Below are 18,629 nucleotides of genomic sequence, written 5' to 3'. Positions count from 1 at the left end.
ATTACCTACGGAAACAATTCCAGCGTCTGCCAGGTCATTACCTGGGCCTGGGTACGTTGCTGTGCCTGATCGCCACCATAAATCAGGTACGTCTCCACGGTTTCAGTAGTATGGGGCAGATCGGCGTAGAAACGTAGTCCATCGAAGAAAGAAGGTTGAATGGTTTGCCCGGATTTAATCTCAACGGCCCGATGAATCATCCCCTCGTCTGACAGCAGGTCAATTTCATGTCCGGTACTGTCGCGCCAGAAATAGAATTGCGGTTTCTGGCCTGCGTTGAGCTTATTTTTCATCAATTCATTGATCATCAGATTCTCAAACAGCGCCCCCCGCAAGAAATGCGTTTGCAGCTGATCGGCCGATCGAATTCCGAGTAGCGAGCAAGCCAGTCCGGTATCGTAGAAATAGAGTTTCGGTGATTTGACAATGCGCTTGTTGTAGTTGCGGAAATAAGGTTGCAGACGATAGGCGATAAAACTGGTTTCCAGGATAGACACCCACTTGGCAACCGTTTTAGCATCAAGTCCCAGCTCTAATCCTAACTGAGCAAAGTTGACTAACTGACCAATTCGGCTGGCGCAACTAATCAGAAACGCCTGAAACTGACCTACGCTCTGTATGTTTACTACCTGACGAACATCGCGCTCTGCATACGTGGTGAGGTAGCTTGGATAGAAATCAGCTGGAGACAACCCCTGCTGATACAGCCGCGGGTAGCTCCCCTGCCAGAGATAGGTTGACCAGTTGCCGACATCGTACGTCGTTCCCCGGATCTCGCTGACGGCAAATGGTAACAAAGTAAAAATGGCTACTCTACCCGCTAATGACTGCGTGATTTGCTCGAGCAATAAGAAGTTCTGTGAACCGCTCAGGATATACTCGCCCGGCTGATTTCGTAAATCAGTGTAATACTGTAAATACGAAAACAGATTAGGAACAGCCTGCACTTCATCCAGAATAACTCCGCCTTTATACGTTTCCAGGAATCCATGCGGGTCTTGTTCGGCAAACTGCCTATTCTCCAGCAGTTCCATGTTCAGATAAACATAATCGGGACATAGTAATCTACAGAAAGTTGTCTTGCCCGATTGCCGTGGCCCATTGATCGTCAAAATCGGAAATTTAGCTAACAACGCTGCCGCTTTGTTAGCTAGTAGCCTGTCTATCATACGCTTGCAAATCGGGAATTGGATTCCTGATCTGCAAACGTATTGTTTTTATCTATACGAGGGTAGTTTGTACTAAACTTTTCATGAAAAGCGGAACTGCATAGTCCACTAAGCAGTATCACCGTCATTCGCCCAGCCGAACCACTCAGCCTAAACCTGCAAAAGTTTGTTTCCGATGATATCGGCAAGCTAATCGTTCAAGGCTACAAAGCCGGTACGGATGTCCTCAGACTGACAACTGTTAATTCTCAATTTAACCTGGTCAGCTAAAATAACTCAGATACAGCCATTGGCCTATCTGTCGTTAATATGTCACCGCCTTGTCGAAACGTATCCCGATACCGATTCGCTACATCAGGCAATGGTTGCTCGTCCAATTGGCCGACACCATACGTACCTATGGCACATGGTATACCATGCCTATGCAACCGCTCATAGAACAAGGCTGACTGACGTTGTGGCGGTGTAAGGGCAATCAAACGGCCGGAAAGCGAAGCCGCTTCAAGCTTATCGATATCGGCCAGGCTACCAACTCCAACGGCCAACCAGAGCGTCGGGTAATCCTTTCGCATTTGCTGCGCATCAGCAAGCGAATAACAGATCATAAAGACGGAATGCTCGGCGTTGTACTTTTTAACTACGTTCATCACGCGCACCAGATCAGTCCCCGGTTTAACATCCAGCGCTAATACGTACCTGTTTTTATTCCAGTTCAGTACATCAGCGAGAGTTGGTATAGTCTGTTTCGTGAGATCGCCGGCCAACGTTTTCAGCAATACTTTTTTTAGGTCGGCAAATGTCCAGTCACTAACGGCTCCGTTGGCGTTCGATTCCCGATCCAGCGTTGCATCGTGTAACAAAACGAGGCTGCTATCACGCGTCATGCGCACATCCATTTCCAGAATAGCATCCGGAAGAGCCGTGGATGTTTTGGCAAACGTGACAATTGAGTTTTCAGTATCTGCCGGGCCAGGCCCACCCCTATGCGCTAAAATAAGTGGCCTTTGCTGAGTCGGCTGATACTGTAGAAACAAGTCAAGCGTCTGGCTATCGCGAAATCGATTGATCGATTGGGCTGTAACCGAACTGCTTACAAACAGCGTGAAGAGTAGAAGAAAGCTGCTTTTCATATCGTCAATTGATATCAACAAAAACCCCCGGCCATATCTGGTCGGGGGTTTCATTTTCAGGTACGTTATTCTTCTTAGTTGAAGATATAACGAAGGCCAAATTGAGCCTGCCAAACGGAGTTCAGCGACACGTTAGGCGCGAATGAATCACGCAACAAGACAGTTTTCGATACACCACCTTCTGTAACCGACTGCGTAGCCAGTGTGTATGAGAGTGCTCCGTTCGCTGCTACCGTTGCAGAAAGGGGATTGAACGATGTCGATTGGTAGCCAATACCCCACGAGTCGTTGAGCAAGTTACCTACATTCAGAATGTCAGCACGAAGCTGAATTGTGTTGCGCTTACCTTTTGCACCAACGTTGAAGTAGAACTCCTGGATGAATGTGAAGTCAACACGGGTCAACCAGGGGAAAGCACCGCCATTCCGCTCAGCAAACTGACCGCGACGGGTTTTCAAATAATCGTTGCCATCGATAAAAGCGTCTAGCGCAGCCTGCTGCTGTGCTGCGGTGTAGGTAACAGATGAAGAAGGCGTAGTAGCTGTAGCGGCCGTGGTCACTACCAATGGCCGGAACGTCAAATCAGATGCCTTGTTCGGTACGAAGATCAGGTCGTTCGCATTCTGTCCGTCACCATTCACATCCTGGCCATAGGTGTATGAAATCTTTGAACCGCTGTTCGACACCAGACCCAGAGTGAAAGTAGACGAGCCACCCACTTTACCGCCGTAGTTCAACCGGTAATTCAGTAAACCAACGATGCGGTGACGCAGATCGTTATCTGAATACGTCAGGGGCAGGTAATTCTGACCAAGGGTTGTAGGTACGTTAGCTTGAACCGTGCTACCCACAAAGGCGATATCACGCGCTTCTCCGTAGGTGTATGAAACAAATCCGCCAAATCCTTTCACAGCTGGCTTCTCCAGTTTGATCGTCGCAATGTATGAATCGCCCTGATCCGTGTTTTTCAACACAAAGGCATTACTAATTGTCGGATTGATAAAACGGGCATTGGTAGCTGCTGTACCACTCAAGCCTAACGCCGGGAAGCGTGGACGACCATCAGGCGTTGTTGCGTTCGGTGCGGCAAGGTTAGCATCGATATAACGTAGGCCGTTCAGCGTTTTGTTGTAGATGAACTCAACCGTAGCTACCAAACCTAAAGGCAAGCGCTGATCAACGGCAATGTTCGTTTTCCAGATTTGTGGGTATTTTAAATCCTGATCCGATGCGTTTATGGCATAACCGGTCAAGCTTTGCGGACTTGTAGGAGCCGGCAGAATACCAGCTGGCAATTTGCTTGGGTCAGTAACGAATGGAACACGCGTGTTCGTTAAGTTGAACACTGCCGTATTGATACCGTTGTTACCCAACTGGTTTGATATCAATACCTCAGGTATACGTGATACGAAGAAACCACTACCACCACGAATCTGTGTTGTCTTATCACCTTTCACATCCCAGTTAAAACCAACACGGGGCGAAATTAACAGCCGTGGTTTGGGGAATGAGCCTGTCGTGATCTTATATTGATTGTTGTTATTTTCATCACGGAAATTTAAGTCCGCCACACGCTGGTTGTTGAATGAAGCAGCGTTTGAATCGTCATAAGCGTAAACATCACCGCGCAGACCCAACGTCAATTTGAAGTTTGGTGTGGCCTGATACTCATCCTGAATGTAGGCGCTATACAGGTCGCGGTCCAGACGTTGCAGTGGCTCAGCACCACCGTCGATTAATGAGTAACGCAGGTTGTAACGGTTTACCGCTACCGGCGAAGTCGTACTCGTAGGGTTAGCGATTGACGCTAAAGCAGCTGCCTTGAAGTCAGCAATTGAGTTGTAGACATACACACCATTTGACGATGGGAAGAACACGTTGTTCGATGTAAAGTGTTCGTAAACCAATCCAGCAGTTAACGTGTGTTTGCCTGCATAATAGCTGATATTATCCGTGATGTTGAACGTCGAATAGTTCAATTTGTTACTAGGCGTGAATGGATCAAAACCAATCGATGTCAGCGTAGTTCCACCCGGTGCATTAAGGATATCAATCGTTGGGAACAAGCCCGTCTTATACGTACGGTCTTCAACCTGCTTGTTATAGGTAACAATCAGGTCGTTCGACACTTTGCTACCAAGCGTTGATGTCAATTCAGCTGCGATCGAGCGGGTATTATCGGCGATGATATAACCACTGCTTTCCGGCGATATAGCATCCCGCAAATTGGTCCGGTTACCATTACCGGCTGTGTTGCTACTGCTGCTATTACTAATGGGAACATCCGACTCCGAATTGTGATGCGAATACCGTACCGACAGTTTATGATTGTCGTTGATATTATAATCCAGACGAACCAGTCCTTTAATACTCTTCACCTGGTTATTGAAACCGTCGAAAGGCCCTAAGGCGCGGCCAAAGTTGGTCTGCATGAAACTCGTCAGATCAGCCGCTTCTGCCGCTGTCAAACGCGAAATATTTCCGCTGGTTTGTCCACGGTCCAACGAATAGGTCAGAGCAGGTGTGCTGCTGTCGAACTGCTCACCATTAACAAAGAAGAACAGTTTGTCTTTGATGATCGGACCACCCAACCGGAAACCGTACGTGGTTTCGCTAAGATTTGGTGCCGGTGTATATGTCACACCACCTACCGTTTTACCAACAACTTTATCAGAACGGAACAGGGTGTAAGCTGAACCTGAGAATTCGTTTGTACCTGAGCGGGTAACGGCGTTGATACCGGCACCGGTGAAGCCCGACTGACGAACGTCATAAGGTGCTACGTTAACCTGAACCTGATCAAGCGCGTCGAGCGACACGGCCGTTGTACCTGTCCGGCCACCAGCTTGTGCTGAGCTACCCAGACCAAAACCATTGTTGAACACAGCGCCATCAATAGTGATATTGTTGAAGCGGCTGTCCTGACCAGCGAATGATTGACCATTACCATATGGGTTGTACTTGGTAATGTCGTTAATCGTACGGCCAATTGTTGGTGTCGTGTTGATGGCTTCCCGTCCAAATGACGAAGCAGCACCCGTGCGATCCGAGCTAAAAATATCTGACCGGTTCGTGGTAATTACCACTTCGTTCAGGCTTGTACCTTCGTCTGTTAGTCTGAAGTTGGCATCAGCTGCTGTTCCCAGGCTCACAAATGCGTTGTTTGTCGTTTGATCTTTGTAACCGACAAATGTCACTTTGATGGTATATGGTCCACCTACCCGTACTGTTGGCAATGTATAACGCCCTGATGCATTCGACGTTGTTCCGTACCGAGTCCCCGATGGCTCGTGAATGGCAATAACCGTAGCACCGGGAAGACCCTCCCCTTTGTTATCGGTAACAATACCGTTAATGGCACCAGAAGTTACCTGTGCCATGGCCCCGCCCCCGAGGATTACGGTCAGCATCATACTGGCAAGCAGTAAGAAAGCTGCCCGGAAGCGCAGTAGCTTTTTAAACATAGAAGTGTTTGGTTTGATTGTTAATGCAGTCAAGTCCACACGGTTGGATATGGAATTGTTTTCGGGGGCAAAGGTCAGACAAGTTTTCGGGACCGCCAAGTCTATTTTCTACAAAAAGTGCTATGTTTCACTTATTACGCGGCTTATTTCTTTAAAAATTACATATTTTCCATGCTATCAGCCTAGTAGGTTATTGTTATCTTATTGTTAAGCCAACCCAAAGGCAACCTTCTGCGTTAGTCTACTTGATTTCACTCCAATTTCCGATGATACCAACCTCCGATAGTAACGCAACCATTAAGCTCACTCAGTATAGTCATGGGGCGGGCTGCGGCTGCAAAATTGCCCCTAAAGTGCTCGACCGTATTCTGCACGGACAGGCCAGTGGACCTACTTCGCCAGCCAATCTCTTTTCTACTTTGTTAGTTGGAAACGACGCCCGCGATGACGCTGCAGTTATGGATCTGGGAAACGGTGAGGCTATCATCAGCACCACCGACTTTTTCATGCCCATCGTCGACAATGCCTTCGATTTTGGGCGCATCGCATCAGCCAACGCGATCAGTGATGTGTATGCGATGGGCGGTCAGCCCATTATGGCCATTGCGATTCTTGGCTGGCCCATCGATAAGCTGTCGCCTGAAATAGCCGGGGAAGTCATTGCCGGTAGCCGGGCCATTTGTGCCGAAGCAGGTATTCCCCTAGCAGGTGGTCATAGTATCGATTGCCCCGAACCAGTTTTCGGACTAGCCGTAACAGGCCGGGTACGTATCAGCGACTTAAAACAGAACAACACTGCCACCGAAGGCTGTGTACTTTACCTGACCAAACCGCTGGGCGTAGGCATCCTGACAACCGCCCAGAAAAAAGGCATTCTACTGCCCGAACACGCCGATCTGGCTCCCCGTCAAATGGCCCAACTCAACTCATTCGGGGCTGTGTTAGGTCATCTGCCCTACGTAAAAGCTCTGACCGACGTAACCGGTTTCGGCCTGCTTGGCCACCTCACCGAAATGGCGGAAGGTAGCGGACTGAGTGCCGATATTCGTTTCGACGACGTACCCAGGCTGGAAATAGTTGACACGTACCTGGCTCAGGGCAGTATTCCCGGCGGCACGCATCGTAACTGGGATAGCTACGGCCACAAAATCGCGGAGCTTACCGACAGTCAACGCCACATCCTGGCCGATCCGCAAACGTCAGGCGGTTTGCTCATCGCCGTTGAACCGCATTGCACAGACGAATTTGAACGCATGGCGAAAGAAAACGGCTTCAACCTAACGTCATTCGGCACAATGGTGGCGAAGCAGGAAAAAGTCGTCTATGTATCATAAGGTTTTGGCACAGAGACGGGCTCGCCGCTGTGTTGAAACCCATGTATAAAAACCTATGAAACTGTATTACCGCGAAGTGGGCGAACCCACGGCGACACCACTTATTATTGTCCACGGCATTTTTGGCTCATCCGACAACTGGCTCACGATCAGTAAAACGATTGCCGCACAAGGTTACCGCGTTATTTTGCCCGATCAGCGCAACCACGGACAGTCGCCCCGCAGCGATGACTTTTCGTACGTCGATATGGCGGCAGATATCCACGAACTGATTACCGACCTCGGTCTGGAGAAGCCTATTCTGGTTGGGCATTCGATGGGCGGCAAAACCATGATGCAATACGTGTTTACGTACCCAGGTACGTTTACAAGCCTTGTTATCGTTGACATTGCCCCCAAGTTTTACCCGGTTCATCACAGCGAAATCCTTCGCGGATTAGCTTCTATTGATCTAAAAGGTGTTCGTACCCGCGCCGAAGCCGATGCCGCTTTAGCCCCCTACGAGCCGTCGCCAACGGTTCGGCAGTTTTTGCTCAAGAACCTGTACCGGGAAGAAATTGCAGGTACGTCTCAATTTGCCTGGCGGCTGAATCTGCCGGTGATTAGCCGCGAGATCCATGGCGTCGGTGAAGAGCTGACCAACCCGCATCCGATCACCGAACGTACCTTATTCATACGCGGAGCGCGGTCACCCTACATTCTCGACAGCGACTGGCCCGCCATTCTCCGGCTTTTCCCCAACGCCCAACTCGTCACGATCGAAGACGCCGGCCATTGGGTACAAGCCGAGCAGCCCGCCGAATTTGTGGAGGCGTTGATGGGGTTTTTGAATTAAGAAATAAGAGTGAAGAACTAAGAATTGCTTCGCAGGAAGACACTTCGTGCTTGTGACGAAACAATTCTTAGTTCTTCACTCTCACTTCAAATTACAGTTCCCCCATCAGCATAAAACAGGCTACCGGTGGAATACGATGAGGCAGATGAAGCGAGGAATAAGGCCAGTGGGCTAATTTCGTCGGTAGTACCCATGCGGGCAATAGGCAGGCGTTTGGTAAAGTGTGCCAGCGTTTTGTCATCCTGCCAAAGTGCCTGACTGAACTTGGTTTTGATCAGGCCGGGGCAAATAGCATTTACCCGAATGCCATCAGTCCCCCATTCTTTCGCCAGCACTTTCGTCAGCATGTTCAAGGCTGCTTTACTGACACTGTAAAGACCAAGACCCGGATCGGGCGTGTGGCCGGCAATACTGCTGACCATAATAACGCTGCCACCACCACGGGCTTTCATGCTTGGGTAGCATAGCTTACTCAGTTCAAAAGGGGCCTTCACATTAGCCTGCATGATCTTGTCGAACGCGGCACCGTCGGCATCCAGCGATGGGCCAAACACCGGATTCGACGCGGCATTATTGACCAGGATATCGACGCCACCATACACCGCAACAGTTTTTTCAACTAGTTGCGCCAGTTGATCCATGTCGCCCACATGGGCCGCAATGCCAGTAGCCTCTCCTCCTGCTGCTTTTATGTCGGCAGCCAGTGTGTCGCAGGCATCCTGTTTGCGGCTGCTGACTATGACTTTGGCGCCAAAGCGAGCGTAGAGCCGGGCGATGTCTTCGCCAATACCTTTACTAGCTCCGGTGATAATGGCGACTTTATCCGTCAGGTCGAAAACGGCCTTTTCAGTTTGGGCAATGGTCATCTCTTCGTTAATTGGTTAAATGGTTGACTGGGCAATTGGTTGATTAGTTAACTGGTTTATTGGATAAGGTAGGCAATTGAACAGATGGGTGCTACTACCAGCCCGAAGTAAATCGACATTGTAGCCAACCAATTAAGCCAGCCAAAAATAAGAGGTGGCATCATTTGTGCGTTACAGCTTCAGACTACAGCATCGGCAGTCCAACGGTTCGTGCGTACATTTACTGCCAATCTTCATCCCTATGCCCGCCTCATCTGACTCACCTCTCTTTGGCTCCTGGCCGCGTGCTTATGCCGTGGTCATTGGTGCCCTGCTCCTCGAGATTGCCTTTTTCTATGGCCTAATGCGCTGGTTCGCATGAGCAGTCTGGACTGGTGGGTACTAAGCAGCACACTGGCCGTACTGGTTGGCTACGGCCTGTACAGAAGTCGCGGGCAACAGGATTTTGATGATTTCACCCGCGCCGGACAGTCGCTGCCGTGGTATCACGTAGGCCTTTCTGTGATGGCTACGCAGGCAAGCGCCATCACGTTTTTATCTGCACCGGGGCAGGGCTTTACCGACGGTATGCGGTTTGTTCAGTTCTATTTCGGCCTTCCGCTGGCCATGATCGTGCTCTCGGTCACCTTCGTGCCAATTTTTTCCAAACTAAACGTCTATACTGCCTACGAATTCCTGGAGAAGCGGTTCGACGGCCGGGTACGTTCCCTTACGGCGGGCCTCTTCCTATTGCAGCGCGGCCTGTCAACGGGCTTGTCGATTTATGCGCCAGCCATTATTCTGTCCACTATCCTCGGCTGGAATATTTACCTGACCAACCTGATCATGGGCGGGCTGGTACTGGTTTATACCGTCACCGGTGGTACCAAAGCTATTTCACACACGCACTTGACCCAAATGCTGATCGTCACCGTAGTGATGGTGGTTGCGGGATGGCTCACCGTACGGTTACTGCCCGAAAGTATGGGCTTCACTGATGCGTTACGCGTAGCGGGCAAAGCGGGTCGCCTCAACCTAATCGATACTAAATTTGATTTGCAGAACCGGTACAATCTATGGTCGGGGCTGATTGGCGGCTTCTTTTTGCAACTCTCTTATTTCGGTACCGACCAATCGCAGGTGGGGCGCTACCTGACCGGGCAATCCATCACGCAGAGCCGTGTGGGGCTGCTCATGAACGGCTTGTTGAAAGTACCCATGCAGTTTCTGATTCTGCTGGTGGGCGTACTTGTCTTTGTATTCTATCAATTCAACGAATCGCCTATCTTTTTTAACCAGCAGGAAACCGAACGTCTCCGTTCAGGTCCATTCGCTTCCGAATTTCAGCTTCTCGACATTAAACATCAGACCCTCAGTGCCACCCGCCGCGAAGCTGTTGCCGACCTGGAAGTGGCCATTCAATCGCATAATGACCTGGCGGCTGATCAGGCAGGCGAGCAGATCAAAGCCAGCGATGGCGAACTGACCAGGCTCCGCAAAGATGTATCTGCGCTGGTGAAGAAGAACAATCCCACGGCTGATACCAACGATGTCAACTATGTGTTCCTGCGGTTCGTGCTCGATCACCTGCCGCATGGGCTGATTGGCCTGCTCATCGCCGCGCTGTTCATCGCTTCAATGGGCTCCATCGCGTCGGCCTACAATTCACTGGCGTCGACCTCGGTTGTTGATGTCTATAACCGAATTGTGCCTGTTGCTGATCAGAAAATCAGCGAAGTGGCGCTCTCGCGCTGGCTGACATTGGGCTGGGGCGTATTCTGCATCATCGTAGCGCAGTTTGCCAACATGATCGGCGGGAGCATGATCGAGATCGTGAATGTACTTGGGTCACTATTCTACGGCGTTATTCTGGGTATCTTCTGCGTGGCCTTTTACCTGAAGTCTGTTGGTGGCCGGGCAACCTTCTGGGCGGCGCTTCTGGCCGAAGCCATTGTAGTTGGCTGCTACCAATTCGATCTGATGGCTTTTCTGTGGCTTAACGTGGTTGGTTGCCTGCTGGTCATGCTTTTTGCCCTGGTACTGAACCAGTTTACCCCTGCCAAAGCAGACGCAGCTGTTAAAATCTCTTAATCTAACGTACCCAAACAGGCTTGCAGGCACTGTTTAGGGCTATTTATGGGTTCAATAGAGTAACGTACCCATCCCACACCATACAGGATTAGCGTTGCGGTCCGTTATTTTTGCACTCTCCTGTTTTCAATTCTCCATGCGTCTGTTTTTTACGTTGCTTCTGCTTTTACCCGCTTTTTGTAAGGCCCAGACACCCCGGTTCATTATCGGAAAGGTGCTGGATCAGGAGAACGGCAGCGGGGTAAACAACGCAACCGTGATCAACCCACGAACGCAGGCGATTGGCCGTACCAACGTTTCCGGAGCTTTTTACCTCGACGTAAAACCGGGCGATTCTGTAATCGTTACCAGCCCCAGCCACGGCCGGGCCGGCTTGAAATGGGATGGTGTTAACAAGGAACCTCAACTGGTCATGAAACGGCAGCTATCCGACGAGGTTGTCAACCTGCCAACGTTGACTGTTCGGGGCAGACGCGAAGCCGAGGTACGTAAGGAACTGGAGCAACTGCTACGTGAGCCCGAAGCCCGTAAGAATTTGTCGGGCGAACAGATTTTCAGTCTGGCTCAATCGCCGGTCACATTACTGTATGAACTGTTCAGCAAGCAGGCTAAAGCCAGCCGTAAAGCGGCTGTCATCAGTCAGCAACACCGCAAGCGGATGCTCGCCAACTACCGGGTTGAACTAATCACGCAGCGGGCTACCGACTTGCAGGGAGAGACCATCGAAACCTTCCGTGACTACTGCAATTTCAATGATGACTTCGTGTTGCAAGCGTCAGAATACGATCTTACATTCGCTGTTTTGCAACGGTATCGCCAATATTCGCGTCATTAAATACACCGCTCACCTATTTTTTATGAACAGTAGGTAATATGCCTTTGTTTAACGCAAATCGGGAGCAATCTTTTACGTTTCAATTGTCTGATAATTAGACAAATAAGCGTCGATAATACATTTCCTTAACCGAACGTTCAACCACAGGAACGTGTTAGTTAAGTAGACCATTTTCCCCCCTTATAACTGGTTTTGCCGATCACGCGCCTTGCATGATATAATTGGTTTGCGTCTATATTTGACCCCAACCGCTATATCTGGCACAGAACGTGAACGGTCTACATCATCAACTGCAGGACACTTTATGTCAAAGAACTTAGTCATTGTCGAGTCGCCCGCGAAGGCGAAAACAATTGAAGGCTACCTCGGTCGCGACTTCACGGTCCGGTCTAGTTTTGGCCACATTCGCGACCTGCCTAAAGACGGCCTGGCCGTTGATGTGAAGAACGGATTCGCACCCGATTATCAGATTTCGCCTGATAAAAAGCAGCTTGTCAGTGAGTTAAAGAAACTGGCGAAAGATGCCGATGAAGTGTGGCTGGCAACAGATGATGACCGCGAAGGCGAAGCCATTTCGTGGCACCTGAAAGAAGCCCTTGGCCTGAAAGCCGACACAAAGCGAATCGTGTTCCGTGAAATCACGAAAAACGCGATTCTGAATGCCATTCAGATTCCCCGTACCATTGACCTCGATCTGGTAAACGCGCAGCAGGCACGGCGTGTGCTCGACCGGCTCGTTGGTTACGAATTGTCGCCGGTTTTGTGGCGAAAGATCAAAGGTGGTAGCACGGGCCTGTCGGCGGGCCGGGTTCAATCAGTGGCTCTGCGGCTGGTGGTTGAACGCGAACGGGAGATCGACAAGCACAATGCCAAGTCCAGCTTTAAAGTAACGGCCCAGTTTATCGTTGATGGCGGTAAAGTGCTCAACGCCGAATTGCCCAAAAACTTTGCTACAGTTGCCGAAGCGCGTAGCTTCCTGGAACAGTGTATTGGCGCCACGTTCACGATCAAAAGCCTGGATGTGAAACCGGCCAAGAAATCACCCGCGCCACCGTTTACGACCTCGACGCTTCAGCAGGAAGCATCGCGCAAACTCGGTTATTCAGTAGACCGCACCATGCGCATTGCCCAGAATCTGTATGAGGCGGGTAAAATTTCGTATATGAGGACCGACTCGCTGAATCTTTCAACGGAGGCGGTTGATAAAGCCGTTGCCGAAATCACGTCTGCATTCGATGATCGGTATGTACAGAAGCGGCATTTCAAGAATAAGAACGAGTCGGCTCAGGAGGCACACGAAGCCATCAGGCCAACAAACTTCAATGACCATAGTGCTGGGGCAGATCGTGATCAGAAACGCCTCTATGAACTGATCTGGAAACGGTCTATTGCCTCGCAAATGGCTGACGCTCAGCTGGAGCGCACTACCGTATCGATCAATATCCGCACGACGGGCGTACCTACCGAAGGCTTCCCAACGGAACTGATCGCTCAGGGTGAGGTCATCAAGTTCGATGGTTTCCTGAAAGTCTATCTCGAATCGAAAGATGACGAAGACGACGAAGATGCAAAGGGTATGCTGCCGCCGCTGAACATCGGGCAGGAGCTGGACTTGAGCCAGATGAAAGCGTCGGAAAAATTCACCCGCCCGCAACCGCGCTACGCAGAAGCATCGTTGGTGAAAAAGCTCGAAGAAATGGGCATTGGTCGCCCATCAACTTACGCGCCAACCATCTCGACGATCATCAACCGTGGGTACGTTACCAAACAGGATAAGCCTGGCCAGGAACGCACATTTAAGGAGTATACCCTTCAGGCTGAGACGATTACCGAAACAAGCGGCAAAGAAACGTTTGGCTCCGAAAAAGCCAAGCTGTTCCCGACCAACACCGGTGTAGTTGTCTGCGACTTTCTGATGGAGTATTTCCCCGGCATTGTCGATTACAAGTTCACAGCCAACGTTGAGCAGGAGTTCGATGAAATTGCGGGCGGTAAGCTGGAGTGGCAGACGATGCTACAGGATTTCTACGGTGACTTCCACAAGAACATCGAAGATATTCAGGGAGCCGCCGCCGGCATTAGCTTTAAAACCGGGGCTAAAGAACTCGGAATCGACCCCAAAACGGGTAAGCGTGTATCGGCCCGGCTGGGCAAGTATGGCGCTTACGTGCAAATTGGGGAATCGACCGACGAGGAAAAGCCACAGTATGCCAACCTCCGTGATGGTCAGTTGATCGAATCCATTTCGCTGGAAGATGCGCTTAGCCTGTTCGGGCTGCCCCGAGAGGTTGGTATGTTCGAAGATCAGGCCATGACCATCGGAGTTGGTAAGTTTGGCCCGTATGTAAAGCACGACGGCAAGTATGTTTCGCTTGGCAAGGAAGATGACCCGTATACGATCACGGCCGAGCGTGCGGCTGAACTGATTCAGCAGAAACGAACCGAGTCGGCCAGCGAGGCCATTGGCGAGTTTGAAGGTAAGCTTGTCACTACCGGTAAGGGTCGCTTTGGGCCGTATGTGAAATATGAAGACAAGTACATTTCGCTGGCAAAAGGTGAACAACTGGCGGGCTTAACGCTGGAACGGGCCATTGAACTGATTCAGCAGAAGCGTAATGCCGAGGCCAATAAGTATATCAAGGAATTCCCGGAACGCCCTGAAATAAAAGTTGTTAACGGCATGTATGGCCCGTATCTGGCGGTTGGCAAACGGAATGTACGCCTGCCCAAAGACATTGACCCTGCCGAACTGACGCTGGAGAAATGTTTGGAGCTGGCTGGCGATGATCCGAAAGGCGAAACAGCCAAGAAGGCACCGGCTAAAAAAGCGACAGCAGCGAAATCGACTACAACCAAAACGGCGGCAAAAGCTCCCGCCAAGAAAGCTGTAGCCAAGAAGAAATAAGCCATTGCTTATATTGGAAGCCGTTTAAACATACCAGATTCACTGCTTTTACGGTGGTTTTGTTGCCCCGTCGAAGACAATGCACATGACCCGTTTAAAACAGCTAATAGTGATCCATCTGAAGCTCTGCCAACTGGTAGAGCTTCTTTTTTGCAGGTCGTTTTTACGCCTGATCAGCTAGGATTTCCTTCTTGAATTCCGCTACTATTCCGTATCTTGATACGATGAAAACGCGTCAAAAAATCGTTGTCTTAACAGGTGCAGGTATCAGTGCGGAAAGCGGAATTGCTACCTTTCGCGACTCGAACGGGCTCTGGGAAAACCACCGGATTGAAGATGTAGCTACGCCCGACGGCTGGCGAAAAGATCGCCAGTTGGTGCTCGATTTTTATAACCAGCGACGTAAACAGGCACAATCCGTTGAGCCAAATGCCGGGCATTACGCTCTGGCCCGGCTGGAAGATTATTACGATGTTACAATCGTCACCCAGAACGTTGACGGCCTGCACGAGAAAGCAGGTTCGACGCACGTACTCCACCTCCACGGAGAATTGTCAAAGTCGCGCAGTTCAATCGATGAATCGCTGGTATATGAGATCGACGGATGGGAAATAAAACTGGGCGATACCTGCGAGAAGGGGTCGCAGCTCAGGCCGCATATTGTCTGGTTCGGCGAATCGGTTCCCATGATGGAGGAAGCCGTTGACGTAGCCCTGACAGCGGATATTTTCATCGTAGTAGGTACGTCGCTGGTTGTTTACCCGGCAGCAGGTCTGGTAGATTACATCCCTAAAACGGTTCCTATTTACGTTGTTGACCCCAATCTGCCCGACATTCGTCCACGCCCGAATCTGACACTCATCGGCGAACCCGCCAGTGTGGGCATGACCCAACTAGCCGACAGGCTGATTGCCGAAGCACTGGCAACCCGGTTGTAGCCGGTCCAGTTAAAAAGATTAACCGGTGTAAATCGGCGTCAGGTACGTCCTCTGTGTTTCGAAAGCATGACACCCTCGGAAAAGACGTTGCTGGCGCATCAACTGCTGAACGAACAATACGGTATTCAGGCCATCTACGGCTACAAAGATCCTATGCATGAGTTGGTAGGAACGATCCTGTCGCACCGAACAACGCATGATAACGAAGTAACGGCCTACCGGACCATGCGCGAGCAGTTTCCGAGCTGGGAAGCTGTTCGTGATGCGCCATTGGCTGAGTTAATCGATGCGATTAAAACGGCTAATTATCCGGAAGTGAAAGCTCCCTATATCCAGCAATTACTGACCGTATTAATTGCGGAGCGAGGCCAGGCCAACATTGATTTTCTGGCCGATATGTCGACCCATGAGGCCATGCAATGGCTAAACAGGCTTCCCGGTATTGGCCCAAAAACGTCTACATTGCTGCTACTTTTTTCGTTTCAGAAACCCGTACTACCCGTTGATACGCACGTGCATCGCGTTACGCAGCGGGTTGGCATGATTGGGCCGAAAGTAAGCGCCGGAAAAGCCCATGATCTGCTGCTGACAGCCCTTCCGAACGACGCCGTAGACCTCTTCAATTTTCATAAACACTTCTATTGGCACGGACAGCGTACCTGCACCTGGTACCACCCAAAATGCGACCAGTGTGTGCTGGCACCGCACTGCGACTTCCTGAAATCGGGAAAGACACTGATCTTGAGCAGCACGCCAACCCGGAAAAAGTGACAGGTTCCAACCAAAACGGGTTACCAGTTGCTGCTGATAACCCGTTCAAACGAATGCATCAATCACTATTCTGTTACTCTTCCACCGTACTTCTGTTCGTAAAACGCTTTAGACTGGCTCACCCAGTTGTCGCGCTCGATACGGCCGGGGAAGAACTCGATGATCTCATTCACTTTATCGATGTCTTCTTTGGTGAAATTCCCAACCTGCCTAAACGTGTAGATACCCAGGCTGTGTAGTTTACGCTCCAGAAATGGCCCAACGCCTACGATATCTTTTAGGTCATCGGCTTCAGCAGCCGTAGCCCGACCAATACGATCAAAGTTGATTTCGTTTGCCCTCGACGCAATACGGTTCAGAACCGCATCTTCTGAACTGGCAACGGGTGGAGCGGACGATATGGTTGGCAACACCACAGGCTCGGCCAGCGGTGGTGCTACAACGCCTACAACAGGCTGGATAACCGTTGTTTCCACAACGGGGGGAAGCTCTACCGGTACTTCCAGCACCGGAGCGGCCATAGCCGGTACAATCAGTGGTTCGGTAACAACAGAGGGCGAAGCCACGTCTGTCCGAATGGTATTGACCGGAGGTTTTGAAGCCGTAGCTTTCGAACGACGACAGTTGTCCAGCTCGGCTTCTTTTTCGGCAATCTCGGCCTGCAATGCACTAACACGGCCATTCAGAATAAGGCGAGCGATCAGCCAGCCAACAAACGCCGCCAGCGAAAGCAGCAGCAACATTTCAATTATAGCGACTGGGCGACTAAAAGGATCTAATCCAAACATGGGTGTAGGGGGTTAAGCGTTACGTTTCTTACGTTCAAACTCAGCCGACTGGCCCACCCAGTCGTCGCGTTCGATACGGCCGGGGAAAAACTCGATGATGTCGTTTACTTTAGCCACGTCTTCTTTGGTAAAGTTGGCGATCTGCCTGAAGGTGTAAATGCCAATGGCATGAAGTTTCTTTTCCAGAAATGGCCCAACGCCTACGATGTCTTTCAGGTCGTCGGCTTCAGCAGCCGTAGCCCGACCAATGTATGAGAAATCCAGCTCATTAGCCCGGGCACGTACCCGGCTCAGAATCAGCGATTCCTGATCAGAAGGAGCAGCTGTTACTACGCGCGTGCAGTCGGCCAGTTCGCGTTCTGTGCTGGCCAGATCGCCTTCCAGCTGGGCAATCATCCCTTTCCGGGAAATGTAGCCAATAATAAAACCCAGCGTACCAGCCACAAACAGCATAATCCAGTGCTGTAGGGTAGCGTCGGGCAAATTCAGGGGATTCATGGTAAACATAGTGCTTCAGCGTTTTCGGTTATTGAACAACAACGGTAACCCGACGATTGGCTTTACGGCCTTCCAGTGTCTCATTCGACTCTTTTGGCTGGGTTTCGCCCTTGGCTTCAACCATGATCTGATCGGCAGCAATGCCTCCCTTCCGGAGGCGGCTTTTCACCGTAGCAGCCCGCGCCTTCGACAGTTCCATGTTCACGGCATCCGGGCCTGCATTATCCGTATGGCCGGTCAGCAACAGTTTTTTATCCTTGTTCTCCTTCAGGTATTTCGCGGCTTCTTCAAAAAATTTCTTTGTGTCTTTGGTCTGAATATAGCTCGATTCACTCAGCTTGAAGTACAGGTCGATTGGCTTGAACACTGACGTATATTTCTGGGCATCGGCCAGCGCTTCTTCTGTTTTTGGCATCGGCACCACTTTCGCCATTGTATCTGACACCGGGGCAGGCTCTGTTGTAACGCCGGTAAAGGCAAAGGCCAAACCGCCATAGAGTGAGTCTCCTTTTGCGTTGTATGGCATTGTGCTGGCAGTAGCTTCACTCACCAGAATACCGTTTGTTGTCAGTTGAGTAGCCGGAACACCCATCTTCACCAATTGAGCCTTAATATCCTCGGCTCTGGCCACACCCAGATTCGGGTACGTCGACGGGTTCTGTTCATCGGCCCGATAGTAGCCATCTATACCCAGCGTCCGGGTTGGATTGGCTTTCAGATAGTCGGCCAGTGTTTGCAGGGTATTCCCAACGGCAGCAGCATTGGCCGTAGCTCCTGATTTAGCATAGCTGAAGTTGCCCGGAACATTCAGGTTTAGCCGGTCGGCATCCGTGATAGTGAGGGCAGGCATTGACACATCAGCACCAGGTACAGCAACTGTCAAGGGCTTCTCAAGACAAAGCTGCTTGATCTTACAGACGTGCCACCACGTCGATCCGCCCATCCAGAGAAGGAGCAGAATAATCCAGGGGGTTTTGTTAGTGAACATAGATGGAGGGTAAAAATTGAGCCTACCAAGTGGTTACG

Annotated in this window: 14 protein-coding genes; 7 read left to right on the top strand and 7 right to left on the bottom strand. The window is 50.6% G+C overall.

Annotation, left to right across the window (positions count from 1 at the left end):
* Positions 1-5: 5 nt before the first annotated feature.
* The 3 genes from J2I46_RS10820 to J2I46_RS10810 all read right to left on the bottom strand — a co-directional run bounded on the left by J2I46_RS10820 (position 6) and on the right by J2I46_RS10810 (position 5,763).
* Positions 6-1,169: an ATP-binding protein gene (locus tag J2I46_RS10820; protein WP_207329010.1), complete on the bottom strand. Its 1,164-nt coding sequence runs from the start codon at positions 1,167-1,169 to the stop codon at positions 6-8.
* Positions 1,170-1,435: 266 nt separating this feature from the next.
* Positions 1,436-2,299 (bottom strand): glycerophosphodiester phosphodiesterase family protein, encoded by an 864-nt coding sequence (locus tag J2I46_RS10815; RefSeq protein WP_207329009.1) that lies wholly within the window; start codon positions 2,297-2,299, stop codon positions 1,436-1,438.
* A 74-nt stretch (positions 2,300-2,373) separates the two neighbouring features.
* Positions 2,374-5,763 (bottom strand): TonB-dependent receptor, encoded by a 3,390-nt coding sequence (locus J2I46_RS10810; RefSeq protein ID WP_207329008.1) that lies wholly within the window; start codon positions 5,761-5,763, stop codon positions 2,374-2,376.
* Between the two features lie 266 nt (positions 5,764-6,029).
* Between J2I46_RS10810 and selD the strand changes: the two genes are divergently transcribed.
* Positions 6,030-7,097, top strand: a complete 1,068-nt coding sequence (selD, locus tag J2I46_RS10805; protein ID WP_207329007.1) for a selenide, water dikinase SelD — start codon at positions 6,030-6,032, stop codon at positions 7,095-7,097.
* Between the two features lie 55 nt (positions 7,098-7,152).
* On the top strand, positions 7,153-7,932 hold the full coding sequence (locus J2I46_RS10800) for an alpha/beta fold hydrolase (RefSeq protein ID WP_207329006.1): 780 nt from the start codon (positions 7,153-7,155) through the stop codon (positions 7,930-7,932).
* An 86-nt stretch (positions 7,933-8,018) separates the two neighbouring features.
* Here J2I46_RS10800 and J2I46_RS10795 read toward each other — a convergent pair whose 3' ends face one another.
* A complete protein-coding gene (locus tag J2I46_RS10795; RefSeq protein ID WP_207329005.1) occupies positions 8,019-8,798 on the bottom strand; it encodes a glucose 1-dehydrogenase in 780 nt (259 codons plus the stop codon).
* A gap of 357 nt (positions 8,799-9,155) precedes the next feature.
* Between J2I46_RS10795 and J2I46_RS10790 the strand changes: the two genes are divergently transcribed.
* The 5 genes from J2I46_RS10790 to J2I46_RS10770 all read left to right on the top strand — a co-directional run bounded on the left by J2I46_RS10790 (position 9,156) and on the right by J2I46_RS10770 (position 16,317).
* Positions 9,156-10,868: a sodium:solute symporter family protein gene (locus J2I46_RS10790; RefSeq protein WP_207329004.1), complete on the top strand. Its 1,713-nt coding sequence runs from the start codon at positions 9,156-9,158 to the stop codon at positions 10,866-10,868.
* 136 nt (positions 10,869-11,004) lie between these two features.
* Positions 11,005-11,703: a hypothetical protein gene (locus J2I46_RS10785; RefSeq protein ID WP_207329003.1), complete on the top strand. Its 699-nt coding sequence runs from the start codon at positions 11,005-11,007 to the stop codon at positions 11,701-11,703.
* A 304-nt stretch (positions 11,704-12,007) separates the two neighbouring features.
* A complete protein-coding gene (gene topA, locus J2I46_RS10780) occupies positions 12,008-14,608 on the top strand; it encodes a type I DNA topoisomerase (RefSeq protein ID WP_207329002.1) in 2,601 nt (866 codons plus the stop codon).
* 224 nt (positions 14,609-14,832) lie between these two features.
* Entirely contained in the window at positions 14,833-15,546 is a 714-nt protein-coding gene (locus J2I46_RS10775; RefSeq protein ID WP_207329001.1) for an SIR2 family NAD-dependent protein deacylase, read from the top strand.
* 66 nt (positions 15,547-15,612) lie between these two features.
* Positions 15,613-16,317, top strand: coding sequence for an endonuclease III domain-containing protein (locus J2I46_RS10770; RefSeq protein WP_207329000.1), 705 nt, complete (start codon positions 15,613-15,615; stop codon positions 16,315-16,317).
* Positions 16,318-16,382: 65 nt separating this feature from the next.
* Here the strand turns inward: J2I46_RS10770 and J2I46_RS10765 are convergent, their stop codons facing one another.
* Genes J2I46_RS10765 through J2I46_RS10755 form a run of 3 tightly spaced genes read right to left on the bottom strand, consistent with a single transcriptional unit; the run spans position 16,383 to position 18,591 of the window.
* A complete protein-coding gene (locus J2I46_RS10765) occupies positions 16,383-17,105 on the bottom strand; it encodes a helix-hairpin-helix domain-containing protein (RefSeq protein ID WP_207328999.1) in 723 nt (240 codons plus the stop codon).
* 12 nt (positions 17,106-17,117) lie between these two features.
* Positions 17,118-17,612 carry a helix-hairpin-helix domain-containing protein gene (locus J2I46_RS10760; RefSeq protein ID WP_207328998.1) on the bottom strand — a complete coding sequence of 165 codons (495 nt, stop codon included), beginning with the start codon at positions 17,610-17,612 and terminating at the stop codon, positions 17,118-17,120.
* 19 nt (positions 17,613-17,631) lie between these two features.
* A complete protein-coding gene (locus J2I46_RS10755) occupies positions 17,632-18,591 on the bottom strand; it encodes an OmpA family protein (protein ID WP_207328997.1) in 960 nt (319 codons plus the stop codon).
* Between the last annotated feature and the right edge of the window lie 38 nt (positions 18,592-18,629).

This window comes from Fibrella forsythiae, assembly GCF_017353175.1.
GTDB lineage: Bacteria > Bacteroidota > Bacteroidia > Cytophagales > Spirosomataceae > Fibrella > Fibrella forsythiae.
This window is presented reverse-complemented; position numbering and strand designations above follow the sequence as displayed.

What these genes read in the sequence shown, in the direction of transcription:
- J2I46_RS10820 (WP_207329010.1), bottom strand. Translation starts at nt 1,169, where the DNA reads ATGATAGACAGGCTACTAGCTAACAAAGCGGCAGCGTTGTTAGCTAAA.
- J2I46_RS10815 (WP_207329009.1), bottom strand. Translation starts at nt 2,299, where the DNA reads ATGAAAAGCAGCTTTCTTCTACTCTTCACGCTGTTTGTAAGCAGTTCG.
- J2I46_RS10810 (WP_207329008.1), bottom strand. Translation starts at nt 5,763, where the DNA reads ATGTTTAAAAAGCTACTGCGCTTCCGGGCAGCTTTCTTACTGCTTGCC.
- selD (WP_207329007.1), top strand. Translation starts at nt 6,030, where the DNA reads ATGATACCAACCTCCGATAGTAACGCAACCATTAAGCTCACTCAGTAT.
- J2I46_RS10800 (WP_207329006.1), top strand. Translation starts at nt 7,153, where the DNA reads ATGAAACTGTATTACCGCGAAGTGGGCGAACCCACGGCGACACCACTT.
- J2I46_RS10795 (WP_207329005.1), bottom strand. Translation starts at nt 8,798, where the DNA reads ATGACCATTGCCCAAACTGAAAAGGCCGTTTTCGACCTGACGGATAAA.
- J2I46_RS10790 (WP_207329004.1), top strand. Translation starts at nt 9,156, where the DNA reads ATGAGCAGTCTGGACTGGTGGGTACTAAGCAGCACACTGGCCGTACTG.
- J2I46_RS10785 (WP_207329003.1), top strand. Translation starts at nt 11,005, where the DNA reads ATGCGTCTGTTTTTTACGTTGCTTCTGCTTTTACCCGCTTTTTGTAAG.
- topA (WP_207329002.1), top strand. Translation starts at nt 12,008, where the DNA reads ATGTCAAAGAACTTAGTCATTGTCGAGTCGCCCGCGAAGGCGAAAACA.
- J2I46_RS10775 (WP_207329001.1), top strand. Translation starts at nt 14,833, where the DNA reads ATGAAAACGCGTCAAAAAATCGTTGTCTTAACAGGTGCAGGTATCAGT.
- J2I46_RS10770 (WP_207329000.1), top strand. Translation starts at nt 15,613, where the DNA reads ATGACACCCTCGGAAAAGACGTTGCTGGCGCATCAACTGCTGAACGAA.
- J2I46_RS10765 (WP_207328999.1), bottom strand. Translation starts at nt 17,105, where the DNA reads ATGTTTGGATTAGATCCTTTTAGTCGCCCAGTCGCTATAATTGAAATG.
- J2I46_RS10760 (WP_207328998.1), bottom strand. Translation starts at nt 17,612, where the DNA reads ATGTTTACCATGAATCCCCTGAATTTGCCCGACGCTACCCTACAGCAC.
- J2I46_RS10755 (WP_207328997.1), bottom strand. Translation starts at nt 18,591, where the DNA reads ATGTTCACTAACAAAACCCCCTGGATTATTCTGCTCCTTCTCTGGATG.